The organism is Streptomyces sp. HmicA12, assembly GCF_000373565.1.
Taxonomy (GTDB): domain Bacteria; phylum Actinomycetota; class Actinomycetes; order Streptomycetales; family Streptomycetaceae; genus Streptomyces.
The window spans coordinates 75,064-98,273 of sequence record NZ_KB891807.1 but is presented as its reverse complement, the minus strand read 5'-3'; the positions used below and the strand labels follow the sequence as shown (position 1 = coordinate 98,273).

Annotated in this window: 23 protein-coding genes; 2 read left to right on the top strand and 21 right to left on the bottom strand. The window is 70.5% G+C overall.

The features are described 5' to 3' along the window. The first annotated feature begins 167 nt into the window (after positions 1-167). Entirely contained in the window at positions 168-767 is a 600-nt protein-coding gene (locus B072_RS0116735; RefSeq protein WP_078506455.1) for a M23 family metallopeptidase, read from the top strand. A 41-nt stretch (positions 768-808) separates the two neighbouring features. Here B072_RS0116735 and B072_RS0116730 read toward each other — a convergent pair whose 3' ends face one another. From B072_RS0116730 to proS, 18 genes are all read right to left on the bottom strand, one after another. Continuing rightward, a complete protein-coding gene (locus B072_RS0116730; protein WP_018531104.1) occupies positions 809-1,366 on the bottom strand; it encodes a TetR/AcrR family transcriptional regulator in 558 nt (185 codons plus the stop codon). Between the two features lie 129 nt (positions 1,367-1,495). After that, positions 1,496-2,335 carry an RNA polymerase sigma factor WhiG gene (gene whiG / locus B072_RS0116725; protein WP_018531103.1) on the bottom strand — a complete coding sequence of 280 codons (840 nt, stop codon included), beginning with the start codon at positions 2,333-2,335 and terminating at the stop codon, positions 1,496-1,498. A gap of 391 nt (positions 2,336-2,726) precedes the next feature. Further along, positions 2,727-3,908 (bottom strand): DNA-processing protein DprA, encoded by a 1,182-nt coding sequence (gene dprA / locus B072_RS0116720; protein WP_043244115.1) that lies wholly within the window; start codon positions 3,906-3,908, stop codon positions 2,727-2,729. After that, positions 3,905-5,524: a YifB family Mg chelatase-like AAA ATPase gene (locus B072_RS0116715; protein WP_018531101.1), complete on the bottom strand. Its 1,620-nt coding sequence runs from the start codon at positions 5,522-5,524 to the stop codon at positions 3,905-3,907. The genes dprA and B072_RS0116715 overlap by 4 nt, the downstream gene beginning before the upstream one ends. Continuing rightward, positions 5,524-5,907 carry a YraN family protein gene (locus tag B072_RS0116710; protein WP_018531100.1) on the bottom strand — a complete coding sequence of 128 codons (384 nt, stop codon included), beginning with the start codon at positions 5,905-5,907 and terminating at the stop codon, positions 5,524-5,526. The genes B072_RS0116715 and B072_RS0116710 overlap by 1 nt, the downstream gene beginning before the upstream one ends. 117 nt (positions 5,908-6,024) lie before the next feature. After that, positions 6,025-6,333: a DUF2469 domain-containing protein gene (locus B072_RS0116705; RefSeq protein ID WP_005311352.1), complete on the bottom strand. Its 309-nt coding sequence runs from the start codon at positions 6,331-6,333 to the stop codon at positions 6,025-6,027. A 55-nt stretch (positions 6,334-6,388) separates the two neighbouring features. Next, a complete protein-coding gene (locus B072_RS0116700) occupies positions 6,389-6,895 on the bottom strand; it encodes an NUDIX hydrolase (protein WP_018531099.1) in 507 nt (168 codons plus the stop codon). Then, on the bottom strand, positions 6,888-7,628 hold the full coding sequence (gene lepB, locus B072_RS0116695; RefSeq protein ID WP_018531098.1) for a signal peptidase I: 741 nt from the start codon (positions 7,626-7,628) through the stop codon (positions 6,888-6,890). The genes B072_RS0116700 and lepB (B072_RS0116695) overlap by 8 nt, the downstream gene beginning before the upstream one ends. Positions 7,629-7,720: 92 nt before the next feature. After that, positions 7,721-8,662 carry a signal peptidase I gene (gene lepB / locus B072_RS0116690; RefSeq protein WP_202538922.1) on the bottom strand — a complete coding sequence of 314 codons (942 nt, stop codon included), beginning with the start codon at positions 8,660-8,662 and terminating at the stop codon, positions 7,721-7,723. Next, positions 8,544-9,677 carry a signal peptidase I gene (gene lepB, locus B072_RS0116685; protein WP_043244131.1) on the bottom strand — a complete coding sequence of 378 codons (1,134 nt, stop codon included), beginning with the start codon at positions 9,675-9,677 and terminating at the stop codon, positions 8,544-8,546. Before lepB (B072_RS0116685) ends, lepB (B072_RS0116690) begins: the two co-directional genes overlap by 119 nt. Next, positions 9,670-10,401 carry a signal peptidase I gene (gene lepB / locus B072_RS0116680; protein ID WP_018531095.1) on the bottom strand — a complete coding sequence of 244 codons (732 nt, stop codon included), beginning with the start codon at positions 10,399-10,401 and terminating at the stop codon, positions 9,670-9,672. The genes lepB (B072_RS0116685) and lepB (B072_RS0116680) overlap by 8 nt, the downstream gene beginning before the upstream one ends. 78 nt (positions 10,402-10,479) lie before the next feature. Then, on the bottom strand, positions 10,480-10,830 hold the full coding sequence (gene rplS, locus B072_RS0116675) for a 50S ribosomal protein L19 (protein ID WP_018531094.1): 351 nt from the start codon (positions 10,828-10,830) through the stop codon (positions 10,480-10,482). Positions 10,831-10,962: 132 nt separating this feature from the next. Continuing rightward, positions 10,963-11,784, bottom strand: coding sequence for a tRNA (guanosine(37)-N1)-methyltransferase TrmD (trmD, locus tag B072_RS0116670; protein WP_018531093.1), 822 nt, complete (start codon positions 11,782-11,784; stop codon positions 10,963-10,965). Continuing rightward, the gene (gene rimM / locus B072_RS0116665) at positions 11,781-12,338 is read right to left on the bottom strand and encodes a ribosome maturation factor RimM (RefSeq protein ID WP_026245924.1); all 558 of its coding nucleotides are present in this window, start codon (positions 12,336-12,338) and stop codon (positions 11,781-11,783) included. Before rimM ends, trmD begins: the two co-directional genes overlap by 4 nt. Before the next feature lie 244 nt (positions 12,339-12,582). Further along, the gene (locus tag B072_RS0116660; RefSeq protein ID WP_014176063.1) at positions 12,583-12,822 is read right to left on the bottom strand and encodes an RNA-binding protein; all 240 of its coding nucleotides are present in this window, start codon (positions 12,820-12,822) and stop codon (positions 12,583-12,585) included. Between the two features lie 2 nt (positions 12,823-12,824). Continuing rightward, the gene (gene rpsP, locus B072_RS0116655) at positions 12,825-13,247 is read right to left on the bottom strand and encodes a 30S ribosomal protein S16 (RefSeq protein WP_018531091.1); all 423 of its coding nucleotides are present in this window, start codon (positions 13,245-13,247) and stop codon (positions 12,825-12,827) included. Positions 13,248-13,451: 204 nt separating this feature from the next. Beyond that, positions 13,452-14,048 carry a hypothetical protein gene (locus tag B072_RS0116650; RefSeq protein WP_018531090.1) on the bottom strand — a complete coding sequence of 199 codons (597 nt, stop codon included), beginning with the start codon at positions 14,046-14,048 and terminating at the stop codon, positions 13,452-13,454. A 249-nt stretch (positions 14,049-14,297) separates the two neighbouring features. Continuing rightward, entirely contained in the window at positions 14,298-15,713 is a 1,416-nt protein-coding gene (gene proS, locus B072_RS0116645) for a proline--tRNA ligase (protein WP_026245923.1), read from the bottom strand. 259 nt (positions 15,714-15,972) lie between these two features. On the opposite strand from proS, the gene B072_RS0116640 reads away from it, so the two are divergent. Further along, entirely contained in the window at positions 15,973-16,833 is an 861-nt protein-coding gene (locus tag B072_RS0116640; protein ID WP_078506453.1) for a class I SAM-dependent methyltransferase, read from the top strand. 93 nt (positions 16,834-16,926) lie between these two features. Here the strand turns inward: B072_RS0116640 and ftsH are convergent, their stop codons facing one another. The 3 genes from ftsH to B072_RS0116625 form a co-directional block, all read right to left on the bottom strand. Beyond that, positions 16,927-18,870: an ATP-dependent zinc metalloprotease FtsH gene (ftsH, locus tag B072_RS0116635; protein WP_026245922.1), complete on the bottom strand. Its 1,944-nt coding sequence runs from the start codon at positions 18,868-18,870 to the stop codon at positions 16,927-16,929. 152 nt (positions 18,871-19,022) lie between these two features. Beyond that, positions 19,023-20,579 (bottom strand): signal recognition particle protein, encoded by a 1,557-nt coding sequence (ffh, locus tag B072_RS0116630; protein WP_018531086.1) that lies wholly within the window; start codon positions 20,577-20,579, stop codon positions 19,023-19,025. A gap of 181 nt (positions 20,580-20,760) precedes the next feature. After that, a complete protein-coding gene (locus tag B072_RS0116625) occupies positions 20,761-23,208 on the bottom strand; it encodes a [protein-PII] uridylyltransferase (RefSeq protein WP_026245921.1) in 2,448 nt (815 codons plus the stop codon). Between the last annotated feature and the right edge of the window lie 2 nt (positions 23,209-23,210).

Here is a 23,210-nt window from a genome sequence, read left to right as displayed (position 1 = left end):
GGGCCCGGTGTCGGGGCGTGCGAAGTCGATCCGGTGGCCCGGATCGCCACAAGAAGTGTACGGGACCCGCGAGGTACCGGGTGACGCCGCTGTCCACAACCGCCCGGTAGTCCACGTTTCCCGGCCAAGATCCCCCGGACTCGGCCCGCTCGCGGATCATTTCCGCCATGCGACGACTACTCTGCGTGACGATTTCGGTGATACTGCTGCTGGCCGCCTGGTCGGCACCGGCGCAGGCGGCCGATCTCTGGCCGGTGGGCGACCACCCCGCGGTGGTACGCGCCTGGTCCCCACCGGCGACCGCCTACGGCCCGGGCCACCGGGGCGTGGACCTGGCGGCCCCGATCGGCGCTCCGGTGCGGACGGTGGCGGCCGGCCGGGTCTCGTTCGCGGGCCGGGTGGCGGGACGAGGAGTGGTCTCGGTCGAACTGACCGGCACGGGCGACCCGCCCCTGCGCACGACGTACGAACCGGTGACGGCGACGGTGGCGGAGGGCGACGAGGTCACGGCGGGCCAGGCGATCGGCGCCCTGGAACTCCCGACGGGCCACTGCCCTCCCACGGCTCCGTCGTGCCTCCACTGGGGCTTGCTGAGAGGCGATACGTACCTGGACCCGCTGTCCCTGCTGGATCCGTCCCTGCTGCACCGGACACCGGCACGCCTGCTCCCCGTCTGGGGAATCGACCCCGGCCCGGCCACACCCGCCTTGGGCAGTCTGCCGCCATGGGCGGCAGGGTGGGCAAGGCGGCACCCCAGCGCGGGGTGAGCGCTGCGCCTGGGCCCGCTGCGGCGCCGAGCCGGCGGGCCTCAGCCCCGAACGCCCCGCAGCACCATGCCCACAGCGGCATCCACGATCGCCCCCGGCTCCTCCGCGGCCCCGAGCTCGATGCGCCGTACCGCCGCGTCCACGACCCCCTGGACCAGCATCGCCGCGAGCCGGGGCTGCTCGTGCCCCATCTCCCCGAGCGCCTCGACGATCATCGCGACGAGCCCGCCGTGCGCGGCCCGGATCTTCTCCCTGGCCCCGGCGTCGAGCTCGCTCGCGGAGATGGCGACGACGGCCCGGTGCCGTCGGTCCCCCACCAGCGCCAGCTGCTCGCGCACATACGCCTCGACCTTGCCCTCGGGTGTCGCGGCCCGCGCCATCCCGGCCTCGACCTCGGCGGCCCACACCGGGAAGTCGACCGCGCACAGCTCCTCGACCACGGCCGCGCGGGACTTGAAGTACTCGTAGACGGACGACCGCGCGAGTCCCGTCCGCTCCGCGAGCGCGGGGAACGTCAGCGCCTCCGTCCCGCCCTCGGACAGCAGGGAACGCGCCGCGTCCAGAAGGGCGCCGCGCTGCATCGACCGGTGCTCGGCCACAGAGGCCGCTCGAATCCTTGGCACACATCCACTGTACGGACGCCCCGCCCGGGACGGGAGCTCACCGGACACCACCCGCACACCGACCTCGGCAGGGACGATTCACCACCACAGGTCGGCTGCGCAGCGTCAACGCCCGAAACTCGCCAGCTTCGCCCGGAGCTGCAGCACCGACTTCGTGTGGATCTGACTGACCCGGCTCTCCGTCACACCCAGCACATTGCCGATCTCGGCGAGGGTCAGACCCTCGTAGTAGTAGAGCGTGACGACGGTCTTCTCGCGCTCCGGCAGCGTGTTGATCGCCCGCGCCAGGAACCGCCGCAGCTCCCGGTCCTCGGCGACCTCCACCGGGTTGTCCGCCGCGTGGTCCTCGAGAGTGTCCATGAGGCTGAGCCGATCGCCGCCCTCGCCCCCGACGTGCAGCAGCTCCTCCAACGCCACCACGTTCGCCAGCGACAACTGGCTGAAAACGGCGTGCAGTTCCTCCAGCGCCACGCCCATCTCCTCGGCCACCTCGCTCTCCGAGGGACTGCGCCGCAGCTTGGCCTCGAGCGTGGCGTACGCCCGTTCCACGTTGCGCGCCTTCTGCCGCACCGACCGCGGAATCCAGTCCAGGGCCCGCAGTTCGTCGATCATCGCGCCGCGGATCCGGGTGATCGCGTACGTCTCGAACTTGATCTCCCGCTCGATGTCGAACTTCTCGATCGCGTCGATCAGCCCGAAGACCCCGGACGAGACGAAGTCGGCCTGCTCCACATTGGGCGGCAGCCCGACGCTCACCCGGCCGGCGACGTACTTGACCAGCGGTGAGTAGTGCAGGATCAGCTGCTCCCGCAGCCGCTCGTCGCCCGTCGCCTTGTACGACCTCCACAGTTCCTCCAGGGAGGAGGGAGCCGGAGGCCGCACGCTGGAGCCGCGGGCGGCGGGTGGTACCGCCGCCCGGTCGGATCCGGAGGTGTGCTGTGGCATACGCCGCCTTGTGCCGTTCTGCTGCGTACCGAGCGAGTCGGAGAGGGGGCCGCGGGACTGGACCCGGGCCTGATTTCTGATCGTCGTCTTGGTCGTGGGAGCCGCTGGAATCTCTTTGCTGGTGAAGATGCCGTGTTGCCCGTCTAGTGATGACTGGTGCCGAGCTGCCTGCCTGATTCCGGATTTGAGGTGACGAACCCGAATCCTGGTGAGCGTAGCGTGACTGGAGTGTCGCAGTGTGCGAAGGGTAGGGCATCGTACGCGCGCAGATACGTTCCGTTGGGCGACTTGCGCGGATGCTTCCGACCCCTTATGTGATCGGGACGGAACGTCAACTGCCGGAATTGCCAAGGTCATCGGGGGGGTCATCCGGACGGCGCAACGTCTCCCGTCAGGGAACTCCGCCCTCCGGAAAGACCGACCGGATCGCCTGGCGTGTCAACTGCCAGCCGTCGCCGTGTCGTTCGACGAACCCCAAAGAGCGCAGTTCGTACAACCGCGCGGTCGTGTCGTCGTCGGTCGCACCGGCCTCCCTGCCGATCTGCGCGGTCGTTCGTGTGCCGTGTGCGGGCAGCGCCGCGAGCACCCGCGCCGTGGCCGCCGGCAGCAGGTCGCGGGGCAGTACGGGCCCCCGCCGCTCCGGCGCGAGCTCTCCCATCTCGCCGACCAGCTCGACGACTTCCTCGGCGTCCGTGACCAGCACGCCCTCCTTGCGCAGCAGTTCGTGGACTCCGGCGGAGACGCTGCTGGTGACCGGTCCCGGCACCCCCATCGCGTGCCGCCCCAGCCGCTGCGCCCAACGGACCGTGCCGAGCGCCCCGCTGCGGTAGGCCGCCTCCACGACGACGGTTCCCCTGGTGAGCGCGGCGATCACCCGGTTCCGCTGAATGAATCTGCTGGGCGTGGGGTGATCACCGGGCGGCAACTCCCCCACCACGAGCCCCTGTTCCACGATCCGGTCGATCAACTGCTCGTGCCCGCGCGGGTAGGCGCGATCGACACCGCAGGCGAGCACCGCCACCGTGGCGCCGGTGGCCCCGAGCGCCCCGCGATGGACCGCGGCGTCGATCCCGTACGCACCGCCCGAGACGACGACCCATCCGCGCTCGGCGAGGCCGGCGCCCAGGCTCGCGCCCATCCGCGCGCCGTAGTCCGTGCAGGCCCGCGCCCCCACCACCGCCACCGAGCGCAGCGCCCACATCCTCAGCGAAGGCCCGCCCCGCACCCACAGCCCGATCGGCCGCGCGTCCCCCAGGTCGTCCAGCTGGCCAGGCCACTCGACGTCTCCCGGGCACACGAACCGGGCCCCGATCCGCTCCGCCCGCGCCAAGTCCCGCTCCGGGTGCGGCGCTTCACGGGCCCGCGCGACCAGCCCGGCCCACCGCTCACTGCGCACCCCGGGCAGCGCGAGCTCCTCCTGGCCGCCCGATGCGGCTTCCTCGATGCGCCGCACCGTCTCCACCGCCCCGAACTCCCGCAGCCACTGCCCGGCCGGCTCCCATCCCGGTTCCACGATCCGGGTCAGCCGTGCGCGGGCGAGCCGTACCTCGTCCGCGATGCGCACCCGCCTCATGAGCGGGCCCCGATCGTCATCGGCGCCCCGCGCGAGATCCCGGTCCGCAGTTGCAGCGCGAGCGCCACGTCCTGGGCGCAGGGACGGTCGCGTCCGGCGAGGTCGGCCACGGTCCACGCGACGCGCAGCACACGGTCGAGCCCACGTGCGGTCAGGAAACCGCGCTCCAGGTCAAGTTCCGCCTCGTCCAGGGCGCCGGGGGCGGCGGGCCACCGGGTGCGCAGAGCGTGTCCCGGCACCTCGCTGTTGGTCCGCCACGGTGTGTCCGCGAACCGCGCCGCCGCCCGCTCCCTGGCCTGCCGCACCCGGTCGGCGACGACCTGGGTGGTCTCGCCCCGCGGCCCGTACCCGGCAAGTTCGTTGCGCGTGACGGGGTCCACCTCGACCCGCAGATCGACCCGGTCGAGCAGTGGCCCGGAGAGCCGGGCCTGATACCGCCGGACCGAGGCGGGCGGACAGTCGCACTCACCGCCGTGCACCCGGAACTGCCCGCAGGGGCACGGGTTCGCGGCCAGCGCCATCAGGAAGCGGGCGGGCAGCCGCACCACGCCCGCGCTCCGGGCGATGACCACATGCCCCGACTCCAGCGGCTGTCGCAGAGCGTCGAGGGCCTGCCCACTGAACTCCGGCGCCTCGTCCAGAAAGAGCACGCCACGGTGGGACAACGAGACCGCCCCCGGCCGCGCCACTCCCGGCCCGCCCCCGACGAGTGACTGCATGGTCGCCGAGTGATGGGGCGCGCAGTACGGCGCGACGTCGATCATCGACTTTCCTGGCGGCAGCATCCCCGCCACCGAGTGGATCGCCGTGACCTCCAGGGACTCCTCCCTGGTCAGCGGCGGCAGAACCGCGGGCAGCCGCTCGGCGAGCATGGTCTTGCCGGCGCCCGGCGGTCCGGACAGCATCACGTGGTGACCGCCCGCCGCGGCGACCTCGATCGCGGTACGGGCCGACACCTGCCCGACGACATCGGAGAGATCGGGCCCCGGCCCGTCGTACAGCGGGCCGCCGAGTCCGGTGCCCGCCCCGCTCCCCGGCATGCTCAGCCCGGCCAGCATCGGATCGGGACGGCCGTGCGTCTCGGGCTCCTCGTCCGGCACGGGTTCGTCCGCGAGCACCGCGATCAACTGGCGCAGGCTGCGCACGCCGAGGACGGAGATCCCCGGCACGAGCGCCGCCTCGCCAGCCGTGGACTCGGGTACCACCACCTGCTCGTAGCCCGCGTCGGCGGCGGCGAGCACGGCGGGGAGCACCCCGCGCACCGGCCGCACCCGTCCGTCGAGCCCCAGTTCACCGATCATCACGATGTCGGCGAGCACCCGCGGGTCGATCCGCTCAGCGGCGCCGAGGACCGCGCACGCAACAGCGAGATCGAAGCCCGAACCGCCCTTGGGCACGGATGCCGGGCTGAGCCCCACGGTGAGCTTCTTCTGTGGCCAGTCCGCCCCCGAGTTGACCACGGCGGCCCTGACCCGGTCCCGGCTCTCCACCAGGCTCTTGTCGGGCAGCCCCACCAGCGTGAAGGCCGCGACTCCGGGCTCCAGGTCGGCCTGCACCTCGACGACGACACCCTCGACGCCCACCAGGGCCACCGAACACGTACGCGCGAATCCCATCAGGACACCCCCCGCACATGCTCGACGCGGGGTGCTCCGCGCTCCGGCAGCAGGACGCCGACGAGATCGATGCGCACGCCTCCGGGCGGCGCCCCGCCGTGCTGCTGCACCCATCGCTCGGCGAGATCGCGCAGCCGCCGCGCCTTGACCGGGGTGATCGCGGCCATCGGATCCTCGAAGGCCGCGCCACGGCCCGAGCCGCGTGCTCCGCTGCGGGTCTTCACCTCGCACACGACGATCGCGTCGCCGTCCCGCGCCACGATGTCGATCTCGCCCGACCGGCCCGCGCGCCAATTCCGCGCGAGCACCGTCATCCCGGCCTCGGCCAGCCGCCTCGCGGCCAGGTCCTCGCCGTACTTCCCCAGTGCGCCTTGTGCGTTCACGTCGGCATCACCTCCGACGCCCACGCTGACGCAGCGCCGAAGGAGAAGTGGATCTTGGTGTACTACCGACGGGTTGTGGAGAACTCCGTCACTCGCAAGGTGAGCGACGTCGGCGGATCAGCTCCCCGGAAGCTCCAGGTCGCTCTTGTTCAGCTCCTCGATGTTCACGTCCTTGAACGTGAGTACCCGCACCTGCTTCACGAATCTGGCAGGCCGGTACATGTCCCACACCCAGGCATCCGCCATCGACACCTCGAAGAACACCTCGCCCTGGACCGAGTGCACCTGCATCTCGTAGTCGTTGGTGAGGTAGAAGCGCCGTTCGGTCTCGATCACGTATTTGAACAGACCGACGACGTCGCGGTACTCCCGGTAGAGCTTCAGCTCCATCTCGGTCTCGTACTTCTCGAGGTCCTCGGCGCTCATGGCATGTTCCCCTTCAGCCGTGCGTCCCCCTATTGTGCGCCAGCCTCTGGTGCCTCTAGACGATTTCCGTGTCGAGGACCACCGGCCGGCTCGGGGGACCTTCGTCGAGCAACCGGTTCAGCAGCTCGGCGAGTCTGGTCGGATACACCGTCTCATGCCCTTCGGCCAGTTCCCGGCACGTCCACCAGCGCGCTCCGGCGACACTGCGTCGTTCCAGGTCGGTGAGGCCGTTCTCATTGATGCCGGCAGCCCCCGACGACGACGTACGGGCCAGGAAGTACCACTCGTCCTGGTCCCAGCGCCGCCCGTCGAACGGGAAGGAACACTCGCGCCGCCACAGCACAGGGCCCAGCTCCACATCCGTGATGCCGGTCTCCTCGGCCAGTTCCCGCAGAGCCGCCTGCTCGCGCGTCTCGTCGCCCTCCAGGCCGCCGCCCGGGGTGAACCACCAGTTGTTCGCCGCGTCGTCCGGCTCATGGCCGTGCAGCAGCAGGATGCGGCTCTCCGCGTCGAGCAGGACGACCCGGGCCACCTTGCGCAGCTCCCTGCCGAGCTCAGGCACGGACCGGCTCCGCCGCCCGGGTCCGTGAGCGCCGCGTGGCCTTCGCGATCGGGCCGTAGGCCGCTCCGCCGAGCACCAGCACCGCGCCGGCCACCACGGCGTACACCATCCACTTGAGGGGGCCCGGCTGCGAGGTCCCGCCCGGCAGCTCCTCGAACCCGGTGGGCTTGGCCAGCATGCCGTTCAGGGGCCAGGCCACGGCGTCGACGCGGGCCTGTACGGCGCCGCGCTCCACCGAGCCGTTCTCCGAGTCGCCGAGGTGAACGCTGGAGTCCAGGGAGCCGCTGCGCTCGTCACCGAGCAGGAAGAGCCGTCCCTTGGGAACCGTCGTGGCCTTGATGCCGGTCAGCGAGACGCTCTTACCGGCCGGCAGATACGGTTCGTCGATCTTCTTGCCGTTGACGGTCAGCTTGCCGTCCGTGCAGCAGGCGATCTTGTCGCCGCCGATACCGACGACCCGCTTGACCATCGGCAGGTCGCCCCAGGTCTTCTCCTGGAAGACGACGACGTCACCGCGCTTGACCACGCTGCCGTCGATGCGCTGCGCGAGGACCCGGTCGCCCGCGCCGATCGTCGGCGTCATCGAGCCGGTGGGCACCGTGTACGGCTGGTACACGAAGGCGCCCCACACGAATCCGCCGAGGAACAGCACACAGCCGAGGGCCACGGCTATGCCCGACAGCACGCTGCCGACCTTGCCGTGGCCCTCGTCCGTACGACGTGTCCTGCTCATCCCAGTTGCTCCCCAGCGTCGGAGAAATCGATCTCGTGGCCCGGCCCAGGAATGGCTCGGACCACGGAAGATCGGCGATCTGGGACGGCACCCTACCCGGCGGTACCGGTCGCAGAAACCCCGGTGTTTCCCTCGGTAAGGGCCTTGTGAATCTTGCGCCTGCGCCAGATCACCAGCGGCACCGCGCCCGCGAGGCCGAGCGCGCCTGGAGCCGCGCTCGCCGCGGCGTTGATGCCCGACTGGTCGAAGGTGTCCGGCACCGGCAGCGTGGACCAGTGCGTGGGCGGCCAGGCGACGACGATGGCGCGGCCCACGACGTTGTCGACCGGGACGAAGCCGTTGTTCTTGTCGTTCTGGTGGTAGCGGGAGTCCATCGAGTCCTGGCGGTGGTCACCCATGACCCAAACTTTGCCCTCGGGAACCTTCACCTTGAAGGTCCCGCCCGCATTGTCCGCGCTGCACGGGGTGTTGCCCGGGTACACGTACGGCTCGTTCAGCGCCTTGCCGTTGACCATCAGCGGGCCCGTGCTCTTGCACTCGACGGTGTCGCCGCCGACGCCGATGACGCGCTTGATGAGGTCCTTCTCGTCGGCGGAGGGCATCAGACCGACCCAGCTCAGCACCTGCTGCACCGCGTTCGGCTCCGCGGTGGGCTCACCCGCGAGCCATTCCGCGGGGTCGTGGAAGACGATCACCTCGCCGCGCTCCGGCTTGGACCCGAACCACGGCGTGAGCTTGTCGACGAGCACGCGGTCGCCGATCTTCAGCGTGTTCTCCATGGACGCCGACGGGATGGAGAACGCCTGGACCAGGAACGTCTTGATCAGCAGAGCAAGGACGAGCGCGATACCGATGAGGAGCGGCAGCTCCTTCCAGAAGGAGCGGGGCTTCTTCTGCTGCTTCGCGCCGGAGTCGTCACCGCCGCCTCCCGCCTCGTCTGCGGGTCCGTGGTCCGTCACGGCCGGACTCGCCGCGTCGTCGGATCGCCCGGGCTGCTCTTCGGGCCCTTGCCCTGACCGTGCGCCGACCGCCAAGTCCCCCACATCCACTCCTCACTCCGTGCCGCTGCCTGATCCCTACGCGATGCAGGCCCACCACTCCCATAACGAGCGGGAGTTCCGCAGGGGTCGGGAGGGGGATCATTCCGTCCGAATCCGATGCGGTCGAACTCGTGACAGCGCTGTTCGTGGTGGCCACCCTATGCGACGCGCCCGACGCCGCGGTCGATCCGTCACCTTGCGCGTCGGCCACGGCCGAGAACGTCTCCGGCTCCCCCAGGGTGGTCCAGTTGCCGATCGGCCAGACGATGGCGCGGGCCCGTCCGACGACCGACTCCTCGGAGACGGTGCCGTGGTAGGCCTCGGTGAGGTGATAGCGGGAGTCCGCCGAGTTGGCGCGGTGGTCACCCATCACGAACAACCGGCCCTCGGGAACCTTCACCGAAAAGTCGAACTTGGAGGGGGTGTTGCCCGGGTGGATGTACGAAGTCTCGTTCAGCGGCGTCCCGTTCACGGTGACGCGGCCCTGCTTGTCGCAGCACTTCACGGTGTCTCCGCCGACACCGACGACCCGCTTGATGAGATCGCGGTCGTTGTCGGAGGGCAGCAGACCGATCCAGGTCAGGCCCTCCTTGATCTGCTTGACGCCGACCGGTGGGTCCTGCTTCTCGCCCGTCTCCGCGGTGAGCCACTTACCGGGGTCCTTGAAGACGACGACGTCGCCGCGGTGCACCTTCGCGCCGAACCAGGGCGTGAGCTTGTCCACCACGACCCGGTCGCCGATCTTGATCGTCTGCTCCATGGAGCCGGACGGGATCACGAAGGCCTGGACGAGGAAGGTCTTCAGGACGAGGGCTATGAGCAGGGCGACGCCTATGAGGAGCGGTATCTCCTTGATCGCGGAACGCCTTCTGCGCCGCTTCACCTTGCGGGCGAGCTTGCGCCGCTCGGCGCGACCGGGATGCGCCGGCCCGCTGGTGGGCCGGCTCCCGGTGGGCAGCAGTTCGTCGGCGGCGCCGTGGCCGCTCCGCGCCTTGCCCCGCCTACCCATGCGCGCCACCGGGTGCGGGCACGCGCGCGTAGACGTCTTCACGCGGCAGAGAGCGCCAGTGCCCGGTCGGCCAGGCGATCCACTCGGCCTTGCCGATCACGTGGTCGAGCGGGAGGAAGCCGCCGCCGGGCGCGCCCATGAGGTCGCGGGAGTCACGGGAGTCGCTGCGGTGGTCACCGAGCAGGAAGAGGGTGCCTTCGGGAACCTCGATGTCGAACGGCACCTCCGAAGGCGCGTCCCCCGCGTACAGGAGGGACCGCTCGTCCACGGACTGCCCGTTCACCTCGATCCTCCCCTTGCTGTCGCAGCAGACCACGTGGTCTCCCCCTACGCCCACGACGCGCTTGATGTAGTCGGCCTCACCGAAGTACCCGCTGCCGTCGAAGACGACCACGTCCCCGCGCTTCGGTTCGGCACCGAAACGGTACGCCAACTTATTTACGAGAACGCGGTCCCCGACCCTCAACGTGGCCTCCATCGACCTGCTGGGGATCTGGAACGGCTGCATCACAAAGACACTGAAAGCCAGCAGGAACACCATGCTCAGCAGCAACGAGAGCGTGACACGGCCACCAGGCACCCAGCCGGCGACTTCCTCGAAGCCCCGGGACAGCACATCCCTGGAACGCAAAGAGGAGCGCGACCGTTCCTCCTCGCCCTGTGAGGTGTGCTCTGCGGGCCGGGAGGAGCGGTCGCGCTCCACATGCTGTGCTTCGGTGTCCATCGAGGCCAGATGCTATCCGGCGCTCCTGAGGACTCCGTACGCGAGATGCGCTGACGCCCGGAGCGGGCGCCGGGCGGCTCAGTTCTCGCGCTTCTCCTTGATCTTCGCAGCCTTGCCGCGCAGCTCGCGGAGGTAGTACAGCTTGGCGCGACGGACGTCACCCTTGGTGACGAGCTCGATCTTCTCGACGATCGGGGTGTGGACCGGGAAGGTGCGCTCCACGCCGACGGAGAAGGAGACCTTGCGGACCGTGAAGGTCTCGCGGACGCCGGCGCCCTGGCGGCGGATGACTACGCCCTTGAACTGCTGCACACGGGAGCGGTTGCCCTCGATGACGCGGACGTGGACGTTGACGGTGTCGCCCGGGCGGAAGGCGGGGACGTCGCTGCGCAGCGACGCGGCGTCGACGGAGTCGAGCAGGTGAGACATGATCGTCTGCTTTCTTCGCCGATGCCACAGGTCATCGGCGGGAGGTATGCGATGAGTTTCGGTAGCTGATCGCGTCGGGCCTAGCGTCTTTCCCCCTGTGGCAGGGGCGCAGGCTGGACGTACAGCAGCGGCTTATTCTTCCACGACCTCGGGCGTCGGCCCAAATCGTCCGTCGGGGCCCGGCCCCCAGCCCAGGATCGAGAGCATTTCGCGGTCCTTCTTGTCGAAGGCCTTGGGGTCGGTGCGCTCGATCAGGTCGGGCCGGTTGCGCGTGGTGCGGCGCAGCGCCTCGTCGCGCCGCCAGCGGGCGATCTTGCCGTGGTGTCCGCTGAGCAGCACCTCCGGGATGTCCCGTCCGCGCCACTGCGGCGGCTTGGTGTAGACGGGCCCTTCGAGGAGGTTGGCCATGGCTCCGGGCGCGAAGGAGTCGTCCTGGTGCGAGGCCGCGTTGCCGAGGACGCCCGGCAGCAGGCGTGCCACGGCCTCCGTGATGACGAGCACGGCGGCTTCCCCGCCCGCGAGGACGTAGTCGCCGATCGAGACCTCGTAGACCGGCATACGGGTCGCGTACTCGTCGATGACGCGGCGGTCGATGCCCTCGTAGCGCGCGGGCGTGAAGACCAGCCAGGGGCGCTCGGAGAGCTCGACCGCGAGTTCCTGGGTGAAGGGGCGCCCGGAGGGCGTGGGGACGACCAGGGCGGGGCCGTGCGCCCCGTTCTCGTACCCGTCGGCGAGGACGTCGTCGAGGCAGTCGCCCCACGGCTCGGTCTTCATGACCATGCCGGGGCCGCCGCCGTAGGGGGTGTCGTCGACCGTGTTGTGCCGGTCGTACGTCCACTGCCTCAAGTCGTGCGCGTGGACGTCGAGTTGGCCACGCGCGCGTGCCTTGCCCACGAGCGAGACGTTCAGCGGTTCCAGGTACTCGGGGAAGATCGTGACGACGTCGAGCCTCATGCGGACTCTTCCTCCGCCGCGTCGCGCGACGACACGATCTCGGCGCGGTCGTCGATCAGACCGGGCGGCGGCGTGATGATCGCCTTCTGTTCCTCGAGGTCGATCTCGCTGACGATCTCCTCGACGAACGGGATCATGACCTCGCTGCCGTCGGGCCGCTCCACGATGAACAGGTCCTGCGAGGGCAGGTGCGAGATCTCCGTGATCCGGCCTACCTCGACACCGTCGGCCGTGACGACGTCGAGGTCCATGAGCTGGTGGTCGTAGAACTCGTCCTCGTCCTCCGGCAGCTCCTCCGGGTCGACCTCGGAGATCAGGAGCGTGTTGCGCAGCGCCTCGGCCGCGGTCCGGTCGCGTACGCCCTCGAAGCGCAGCAGCAGCCGGCCGGAGTGCACCCGGCCGGACTCGATGGTCAGCGGCCCCGTGGCGGCCGGGTCGGTGGCGAGCACCGCACCGGGGCCGAGCCGCAGCTCGGGCTCGTCGGTGCGCACCTCGATGGTGACTTCGCCCTTGATGCCATGGGCGCGGCCGATGCGCCCCACTACCAACTGCACGGTCCGAAACTCTCCTGTCATACGACTAGGGCGTGTCGGGAAGTCCCGTGCGGCGTCCGCGGCGTCCGGTGCGTGACCTCGGCGTGCCGGACGAAGGCCCTGGTAGCGGAGCTACTCGGGTCTTTGACCGGTGCGGCGAGGGTGCGTGCCGGGCATCGTGGGCGCTGTGCGGGACTTCCCGACACGCCCTCGGGCCGGGGACGGCTCGTAAGCCCTCCCCGGCCCGAGCCGGTGTTCAACTTTGTCAGCGAACCTGGTCGACGTCGACGAGGTCGACGCGGACACCGCGGCCGCCGATGGCGCCCACGACAGTGCGCAGAGCGCGCGCGGTGCGGCCGTTGCGGCCGATCACCTTGCCGAGGTCGTCCGGGTGGACCCGGACTTCCAGGACGCGCCCACGGCGCAGGTTGCGCGAGGCGACCTGCACATCGTCGGGGTTGTCGACAATGCCCTTCACGAGGTGCTCAAGAGCCTCCTCGAGCATGCTCAGGCCTCGGTCGACTCGGACGCGGCCTCAGCGGCCTCGTCCTTCTTCTCAGCCTTCTTCTTCTGGGTGATGGCCTCACCCTTGGGCTCGTCGGCCGTGGCAAGCGCCTCGAAGGAGGGGCGGGCCTTCTTCGGCTCGGCGACCTTCAGCGGCTCCGGGGCGGGCAGACCCTTGTGCTTCTGCCAGTCACCGGTGAGCTTCAGGATGGCCATGACCGGCTCGGTCGGCTGCGCGCCGACGCTCAGCCAGTACTGCGCGCGCTCCGAGTCGACCTCGATGCGCGACGGGTTCTGCACCGGGTGGTACAGACCGATCTCCTCGATGGCCCGGCCGTCACGGCGGGTACGGGAGTCGGCGACGACGATGCGGTAGTGAGGCGAACGGATCTTGCCCAGACGCTTCAGCTTGATCTTGACTGCCACGGAAGTGGTGTCTCCTGGTCTTGACGTGGGTGGGCACGGCGAGATTGCCGCGTGGGGTTGCGGTACCCGAGTGCCCGATGGACGCGTCAGCCGGAGGAGAGAGGGGTCCTGTGCGACTGTCGAGTACAGCTAGCCATTGTGCCACACGCCGAGGGGGCGGCCGAAACCAGTACGGCCACCCCACCAGGAGCGAGGACCCGACGATCAGCTCGCGGCGGCGGCGACCGCCTCCGGGATGCGGAACGGCTTGCCGCAGCCGCCGCAGACGATCGGCGCCTGGGCGAGCACCGACGGTACGACGCGGACATTGCGACCGCAGTCACAGACGGCCTTGACGCGGACGCCGCCCCCGGAGGAGCCGTGCCGTGCGGCCGGCCCCCGGAAGCTGCGCTTGGTGTCCGCGGCCGTGGCCACGGTGTGTGCCTTCAGGGCGCGCTGGAGCCGCTCGATCGTCTGGCGGTAGCGCTGCTTGGCCTCCGGATTGAGCGTGACCAGCGAGAAGCCACTGCTGGGGTGCGGTTCCTCGGGGTGGTCGAGGCCCAGCTCCTCGGCGATGGCCAGGAATCTGCGGTTGTGGTACCGGCCGGCGCGCGAGGTGTCGCGGATTCCGCGCGCGGCAGCGATGCCGTGGACTGCTTCGTGAAGCAGTCGCTCGAAGGAGAGCTCGTGTCCGCAGGCGGACGACGACTCCCCGATCAGGGACTCGGGCGCGGCAAGATCCGGCAGTTCGGGGTGGTGCCGCTGAATGTCGGCCCACGCCCCTGCCAGCTCTGCGGCGAGAACAGGTGGTGTCGTGCTCACGTCGTGACAACGAGCCGAGGTGCCTCCGTGTTCCTATTCCGGGGCATCCCAAATAATTTGCACGTACCAGTCAGTTGCCGCTGATGCGTCCTGACGAGGGCGGGTGCGCTGATCTGCGGAGAAGGCTCACAGCTCACACCAAGGTGGTGCGTAGTAACGCGTACGCCCCGGCGCGTAGTCGGGACCGCGCGCGGGGGCGTCAGATGCGCAAGATGCGTTTCGGCCTCAGTGGGCGGCTCAGCAGGCGGCTCAGTAGGCGCGCGCCACGACGGCGACGTTACCGGGTGCGTCGTCCGCGTCCGGCACCGACCCGTCGGCGGCGAGCAGACACCGTACGGACACCGCGTGCTCGGCGAGCTTCGCCTCGCCCGCCTCGCCGAGGGTGGCCCACGGGATGCGCGCCCAGCCGCCCGCGGCGGCCGCCTCGACGGCCTCCTCGATGGTGGTGACGTCGGTCGTGCGGGACTCGCGGCGCTCCCGCGACTGCTTCAGGAGCAGCGCCTGGTCCTCCTCCAGGACGGCGGACAGCAGCCCGGCGAGCGCGTCGAGCGCCACGGGTTCCTTGCCGCCGGGGATGCGGCGGGCCAGCATCGCGGTGCCGTTCTCCAGGTCGCGCGGCCCGATCTCGACCCGGACCGGGACGCCCTTCAGCTCCCAGTCGACGGCTCGGCGCCCGAAGGGGACGTCCGTGCGGTCGTCCACGTGCACGCGGATTCCCGCCGCCTTCAGTACGTCGCCGATCTCGCGCACCTTGCGGAGCACTGTTTCGTCGCCCTTGATGGCGAGGACGACCACCTGGGTGGGTGCGAGGCGCGGCGGGACCCGCAGGCCGTTGTCGTCGCCGTGCATCATCACCAGGGCGCCGATCATGCGGGTCGTGGAGCCCCAGGAGGTCTGCCAGACCAGTTCCTGCTTGCCTTCCTTGGACAGGTACTGGGTGTGGAACGCCTTGGCGAAGTTCTGGCCGAGTTCGTGGCTGGTGCCCATCTGGAGGGCCTTGCCGTCGCCCATCATCCCTTCGAGGGTGAGGGTGTTGATGGCGCCCGCGAAGCGCTCCTTGGGGGTCTTGCGTCCCAGGACGACGTCCATGGCGAGGACGTTCTCCATGAAGTCCGCGTAGACGTGGCGGTGGATGCGCGCAGCGAAGTCACGCGCTTCCTCGTAGGTCGCGTGCGCCGTGTGGCCCTCCTGCCAGAGGAACTCCGTCGTACGCAGGAAGAGACGCGGCCGCAGTTCCCAACGGACCACGTTCGCCCACTGGTTGATGAGGAGCGGGAGGTCGCGGTAGCTCTGGACCCACTTCGAGAAGTAGTCGTTGATGATCATCTCTGAGGTGGGGCGGACGACGGCGGGCTCTTCGAGTTCCTTGCCGCCGCCGTGCGTGACCACGGCCAGTTCGGGCGCGAAGCCCTCGACGTGGTCGGCCTCCTTGGTGAGGTACGACTGCGGGATCAGGAGCGGGAAGTACGCGTTCTGCGTGCCCGTCTCCTTGATGCGCCGGTCCATGTCCTGCTGCATCCGCTCCCACAGGCCGTAGCCGTACGGTCGGATGACCATCGTGCCGCGCACCGGTCCGTTGTCGGCCAGTTCGGCCTTGGAGATCAGGTCCTGGTACCAGCGCGGGAAGTCTTCCGCCTGGGGCGTGAGAACGGGTGCTTTGGCCATGGCGCGCATGCTACGGCGCGGGCTGCGGAGCACCCGAATCCTTTTCGCCCGTATGCCCAGCGTGCACCCGTCATATGACCTCCGGGGGGCGCACGACGGTGCATGCGCGCATTGCGCGTACGCCTGCCCGACACCCCCTAGACGTGGCGGACGATGCGGAGTTTTCTGGCATACGGGGGGAGTGCGAGGAGCGCGCGAACACGGTCCACACGCATCGGCGACAACTCTCGGCATCTCTCGGCGAATTGGGGAACTTTCCATGACACCTACGCTCGTGCAGCGGCACCTTCCCCTCGCGGCACCCGTGCCGCGCGCGGACCTGTGCGCACGCGCGCGTGACTGGGCGGAGATCCAAGAACGAATGCTGGTCCCGCTCTACGAAGCCGTGTACGAGCGGCTCGAGGTCGGTACCGGCACGCGGGTCCTGGGCCTGGGCTGCGGCTCGGGGCTCGCCCTCCTCATGGCGGCGTCCCGCGGCGCGGTCGTGACCGGCGTGGAGTCCGGCGAGCCGGAGCGGCTCGCCCTCGCCCGGGAGCGGCTGCTGCCCGAGGCGCGGGAGGAACGGGAGCCGGCGAAGGCCCGGCTCACGGACGGCAGCGACGACTCCGTCGTGGCGGCGCTCGACGCCCTCCCGTACGACCTCGTCACCGCCTTCCAGCCGATCGGCTGCACGGCCGGGGACTCGCAGGGGCTCTCCGCGCTCCTGCAGAGCGCGTCCCCGCTCGCGCAGCGGGGTGCCGCCGTGGTGCTCGTCGGCTGGGGTCCTCCGGAGCGCTGTGCCACGTCGTCCGTCCTCCGCGTGGCCACGAAGCTGGCCGACCCTCTGCGCAGCGCGGGGAGTTGGCGTCCTGCCCTCCGTGACGACCTGGAGGAGGTCGCACAGCGGGCAGGGCTGCGGCCCGACGGCTCGGGGCGGGTGGCGTGCCCCTTCGGCTACTCGGACACGGAGAGTGCCCTCAAGGGGCTGCTCTCCACCGGACTGTTCGACGCGGCCGTAGGGGCGACGGACCCGACGCAGGTCGACAAGGAGGTGACGGAGGCCCTGCAGCCGTACGTGCGCAAGGACGGCACGGTGTGGATGCCCAATGTCTTCCGGTACTTGATAGCCCGTACCGCCTGAGCACCCATCTGCCCGAACACCTGTCTCCAGGTCACCTGTAGGCGTAGGTAACACATAGGCGTAGGTCACCTATAGGCGTGAGCCGCCTATAGGTCACTCCTTGGTGAGCCGGGTGATTCCGGCGACCCTGTAGGCGTCCGCTTCCTCCAGGGTCTCGTTCTCCATGAGCGCGTTGGCCAGCGCGTCCAGCTTGTCGCGGTTCTCACGCAGCTTGCGGCACGCCTCCTCGTAGCACTCGTCCACGATGCGGCGCATCTCGCCGTCGATCGTGTCCAGGGTGTCGGGGGCGGCGGAGAGCCCGTACGCCTGCTGGGCGTCGTTCGGCAGTGCCGAGAGGCGGCCGACCTTCTCGCTCATGCCCCAGCGGGCGACCATGCCGCGGGCGATGTTGGTGACCTGTTCGAGGTCGTTCTCGGCACCGGTGGTGATGACCCCGTAGACGACCTGCTCGGCCGCCATACCGCCGAGTGCGCCGATGATGCGGCCGCGCAGGTACTCCTCCGTGTACGCGTACTTGTCGGAGTCCGGGGTGGACAGCGTGACGCCGAGGGCGCGGCCGCGCGGCACGATCGTGATCTTGCGGACCGGGTCGGCGCCGGGCTGCAGCATGCCGAGCAGGGCGTGCCCGCTCTCGTGGAAGGCGGTGCGGCGGCGCTCCTCGTCGGGCATCACCAGGGGCCGCTCCGCGCCCAGCTGGACCTTCTCCAGGGCCTCGGAGAGGTCGGTCTGTGTGACCTGCTTCTGCTTGCGCTTGACCGCGAGGAGGGCGGCCTCGTTGGCGAGGTTGGAGAGTTCGGCGCCGGTCATGCCCGGGGTCGTCCTGGCCACCTGCGCGAGGTCCACGTCCGGGGCGAGCGGGATCGCCCGGGTGTGGATCTTGAGGATGGACTCGCGGCCGCCGCGGTCGGGCGGGGAGACGTTGACGATGCGGTCGAAGCGGCCCGGCCGGGTCAGGGCCGGGTCGAGGACGTCGCTGCGGTTGGTGGCGGCGATGACGATGACGCCCTCGGAGCCGGAGAAGCCGTCCATCTCGGTCAGGATCTGGTTCAGGGTCTGTTCGCGCTCGTCGTGGCCGCCCATGCCGGAGCCGCCGCCGCGGGCGCGGCCGATGGTGTCGATCTCGTCGATGAAGATGATCGAGGGAGCGACCTTGCGGGCCTCGGCGAAGAGTTCCCGTACGCGCGAGGCGCCGACGCCGACGATCATCTCGATGAACTCGGAGGCCGAGGCCGAGAAGAACGGGACGCCCGCCTCCCCCGCCACCGCCCGCGCGAGCAGCGTCTTACCGGTTCCCGGCGGGCCCGCGAGGAGCACGCCGCGCGGCATCTTGGCACCCATCTCGCGGTACTCGTCGGGGTTCTTGAGGAAGTCGACGACGTCGTTGAGTTCGCCCTCGACCTCGTCGATGCCGGCCACGTCCGCGAACGTGGTGCGCTTCTTGCCGGGCTCCAACTCGACGGGTTTCGGCGGCTGTTTACGGCCGAGCATGCCGCCCGCGCCACCGCCCATGCCCTGACTCATACGGCGCGCGATGAAGATCCACAGCACGACGAGGAGCAGCATCGGGGCGAGCGAGATGAGCAGGTTCGACAGGAAACTGCGTTCCTGGACGACCGGTTCGGCGGTCACCGTGACGTCGTGCTTCTCCAGGTTCGACCAGAGGTCGTCGTCCGCGAAGGAGGGGCGCTGCGTCGTGAACTTCGTGTAGTTCTTGCTCCGGGTGTCGCTGTCGTCCGGGGTGGGCTGCTCCTTCTTGAGCTGGCCCTGGATCGCGTCGCCCTTGGCGTAGATCTTGGTGACGTTGTCGTTGGCGACCTGCTTGCTGAACTCGGTGTACGAGATCGTCGGCTCATCGCCCTGGTTGAAGAAGGACAGGACCAGATTGGCGATGAGGTAGACGACCAGCGCCGTCAGGATGAGGCCGCCCCAGCCACCGGGCATCTTCCGCTTGGGTGCCTGCGGAGGCGGTGGGGGCGGAGCACCCTCCGAGCGCCAGGGCTGATCGGTCCGATCGCGCGGGGGTACGGGGTTCGCCACGCCTCTGTCCTCCTGCCGACTACCCATGGTCCTTGGGCCCATCAGCGCACAGATCGGTCGGGCCTGCCACCTGGGAGGAGCAGCACGCGGAGCAGCGCGAAGGGCCCGGAACCTCTCCGGTTCCGGGCCCTTCATCCGCGTAGAACGGCAGGTCAGCCCATGAACTTCTTGAACTCGTCGGGGAGCTCGAAGTCCTTGGCCGCCTGGCCCGCGCCGGGCAGGCCGAGCGCGCCGCCCGACTCGGCGGCGGCCGCGCGCCGTGCGGCCTCCTCCTGCTCCTGCTGCTTGCGCTTCATCGGGTTGCCGGAGCGCTGCTTGCCCTTGGCCTTCTTCGGCTGCTTCTTCGTCCGGCCGGCGCCGCCGCCCATGCCCGGCATCCCGGGCATCCCCGGCATTCCGCCGCCCTGGGCCATGCGGGACATCATCTTGCGGGCCTCGAAGAACCGCTCGACCAGGTTCTTGACCGCGCTGACCTCGACACCGGAACCCTTGGCGATACGGGCACGGCGCGAGCCGTTGATGATCGTGGCGTCGGCGCGCTCGGCCGGGGTCATCGACTTGATGATGGCGGCCGTGCGGTCGACGTCACGCTCGTCGAGGTTGTTGATCTGGTCCTTGATCTGGTTCATGCCGGGGAGCATCCCGAGCAGCTTCGAGATCGACCCCATCTTCCTGACCTGCTCCATCTGAGCCAGGAAGTCGTCGAGCGTGAAGTCCTGGCCCTTCTTGGAGGCCAGCTTGGAGGCCATCTTCTCGGCCTCTTGCTGCGAGAAGGTCTGCTCGGCCTTCTCGATCAGCGTGAGCATGTCGCCCATGCCGAGGATGCGGGACGCCATGCGGTCCGGGTGGAACGCGTCGAATTCGTCCAGCTTCTCGCCGTTCGAGGCGAACATGATCTGGCGGCCGGTGACGTGCGCGATGGAGAGCGCCGCACCACCACGGGCGTCGCCGTCGAGCTTCGAGAGCACGACACCGTCGAAGCCGACGCCGTCGCGGAACGCCTCGGCCGTGTTGACCGCGTCCTGACCGATCATGGCGTCGACGACGAAGAGGACCTCGTCGGGCGAGACCGCGTCGCGGATGTCCGCGGCCTGCTGCATCAGTTCCTGGTCGATACCGAGACGGCCGGCGGTGTCGACGATGACCACGTCGTACACCTTGGTCTTGGCGTACTCGATGGAGTCCTTGGCGACCTGGACCGGGTCGCCCACGCCGTTGCCCGGCTCGGGGGCGTAGATGCCGACGCCGGCGCGCTCGGCGACGACGCTCAGCTGGTTCACGGCGTTCGGGCGCTGGAGGTCACAGGCGACGAGCAGCGGCGAGTGGCCCTGGCCCTTGAGCCACTGGCCCAGCTTTCCGGCCAGGGTCGTCTTACCGGCACCCTGCAGACCCGCGAGCATGATCACGGTCGGGCCGGTCTTGGCGAAGCGCAGGCGGCGGGTCTCGCCACCGAGGATGCCGATGAGCTCCTCGTTGACGATCTTGATGACCTGCTGGGCCGGGTTGAGGGCCTGGGAGACCTCGACGCCGGCCGCGCGCTCCTTGATCTGCTTGATGAAGGCGCGGACGACCGGAAGGGCGACGTCGGCCTCGAGCAGCGCGATGCGGATCTCGCGGGCCGTGGCGTCGATGTCCGCTTCGCTCAGCCGGCCTTTGCCGCGGAGGTTCTTGAATGTCGCTGCGAGGCGATCGGAAAGAGTGTCGAACACGGCGGTCGCGAATCCTCGGGTCGGTGGGCGGTACGGACAGGTCGCCCTCCAGGGTATCGGGCCGAGGGGGCGTGGTCAGCGGCCCGGTCCGAAGCGCCGCCAGGGGCGCGGGGAACTGCGCGCGCAACCCACCACGAGCCGCACACGCCGAACTCCGCCAACCCCGTGTCGAGAAGGCGCCCTATGCCCGGAGCGCCCCCTCCAGCCCCTTGGCCACCGACACCGCCTCCTCGGAGGGCAGCGGCGCCCCGTCAAGACCCGTGACATAGAACGCGTCGACGGCGTTGGCACCCAGCGTGGAGACATGCGCGGAGCGCATCCGCACGCCGGAGGCCTCCAGCGCGTGCCCGATCCGGTACAGCAGCCCCGGGGCGTCCTGGGCGCGTACCTCGATCACGGTCGCGAGCCGGGACCCGGCCGACGCGAGGGACACCCGGGCCGGCGGCGCCACGACGCCGCGCCGCCGCGGGTAGGCCGCGTCCCGCTCGGCGAGCCGGGCGGCGATGTCGAGCGACCCGTCGAGTGCGCGTACGAGATCGGCGCGCAGCCGGGCGGCCTGCGGCAGGGAGCCGTACTCTGCGGCGACCCGCCAGTTCAGCAGCAGGACAGACCCCTCGACGCCTTCCGGCAACGACAGCGAACGCAGCTCGGCCGTGCGCACCGTGAGCCGGTGCATGGCGAGCACCCCGGCGACGGCGGGCAGTACGCCCGGCTGGTCGGGTACGGCGATGAGGAGTTCCACGCCGAGCGGCTCGGGTCCGTCGGCCGTGCCCACCGCCTCGGTCTGCGCGCGCAGGGACAGCACGGGCCCGCCGGTGCGGAACGCCTCCACCGACAGCCGCTCCTGCTCGGCGGTGGGCTCGGCGGCGGCAGCGGTCTCTTCGTCGACGGGCTCGTCCCCGGCGAGCACCGCGGAGACCCGCTTGACCAGGTCGGCGACGAGGGACCCGCGCCAGGAAGACCAGGCCGCGGGCCCCGTCGCCAGCGCGTCCGCCTCCGTGAGCGCGTGCAGCAGCTCGAGGGTGCCCACCGAACCGACCGCGTCGGCGACGGCCCGGACGGTCGCCGGGTCCTCCAGGTCGCGTCGCGTCGCCGTCTCGATGAGCAGCAGGTGGTGGCGTACGAGCGAGGCGAGCACCGCGACGTCGGTGCGGTCGAAGCCGATCCGCGCGGCCACGTCCCGGGTGATGATCTCCCCCGCGACCGAGTGGTCGCCCGGCCAGCCCTTGCCGATGTCGTGCAGCAGGGCGGCCACGAGCAGCAGGTCGGGGCGGCCCACCCGGCGCGTCAGCTCACTCGCCTGTACGGCCGTCTCGACGAGGTGGCGGTCCACGGTCCAGGTGTGCACGGCGTTGCGCTGCGGCCGGCAGCGCACCCGCTCCCAGTCCGGAAGGAGTCGCGTGATCAGCCCTTCGGCCTCCAGCGCCTCCCAGACGTCGACGGTCGTGCGCCCGGCGCCGAGCAGCGTCACCAGCTGTTCGCGCGCCTCGGCGGGCCAGGGCGTGGGCAGCGGCCGGGCCGCGGCGGCCATCCGGCGCACCGCGTGCAGCGACAGCGGCAGCCCGGCCTGGGCGGCAGCGGCGGCGGCGCGCAGCGGCAGGACCGGGTCCCGCTCGGGCTTGGCGGCGCGGGCCAGCACGGCCTCGCCGTCCATCTCGACGACGCCCTCGGCGAGCGGGGAGCGCTCCACGGGGGCCTGCTTGCCGCCGCCGAGCATGGCCCGCAGCTTGGGCCGCACCGAACGGGACTTGAGGACCCGGCCGACCTCGCGCCAGGTGACGTCACTGGCGTACGAGATGGTGCGCGCGGCCTCGTAGACCTGGCGCAGCAACGTATCGGCGTCCAGCAGGCCGAGTTCCGCGGCCACCTGGTCCTGCTCCTGCAGGGCGAGGCGGTCCGTGGCGCGACCGGTCGTCAGATGCAGGGCGTCGCGCACGTCGAGGAGCCGGCGGCGGGCGTCGTCGAGGCCCTCGCGCGGCGCGTCCGCCAGCCACGACGCGGCGACGGCCCGCAGCGCGGTCGCGTCGCGCAGACCGCCCCGCGCTTCTTTCAGGTCGGGTTCGAGCAGGTACTGCAGCTCGCCCTGCCGCTCGGCCCGCTCCTCGCACATCTCGCGCAGTTCCGGGAGCCGCTTGGGCGCCTGGTTGCGCCAGTCCGCGAGGATCGCGGTGCGCAGCCCGGCCGTCAGGCCGAGGTCACCGGCGATGTGCCGGGCGTCGAGCAGGCCGAGGTGCACCTTGAGGTCGTCGCCCGCGGTCTTGCGGGCCTCCGCGGGTGTGCGCACCGAGTGGTCGAGGGCGAGCCCCAGGTCCCAGACCGGGTACCAGATGCGGTCGGCGAGGGCCGCGATCTCGCCCGGGTCGGCGCTGCCGTCGTGCAGCAGGAGCAGGTCGAGGTCGCTGCGCGGGGAGAGTTCACCGCGTCCGTAGCCGCCGACGGCCACCAGCGAGACGCCCTGCGCGCCCCGGCCGAACAGCTCCGTGAGCCAGTCGTCGGTGAGGTCCGCCAGGGCGGAACGGCGCGGCGGCCCGGACCGCGCCTCCTCTTGGAGGAGGCGCAGCCGGGCCGCCGCGTAGCCGCTGGGTCCGGGATCCTCTGTCTCGGTCCGTACGTCGTTCACACTCGTCACCC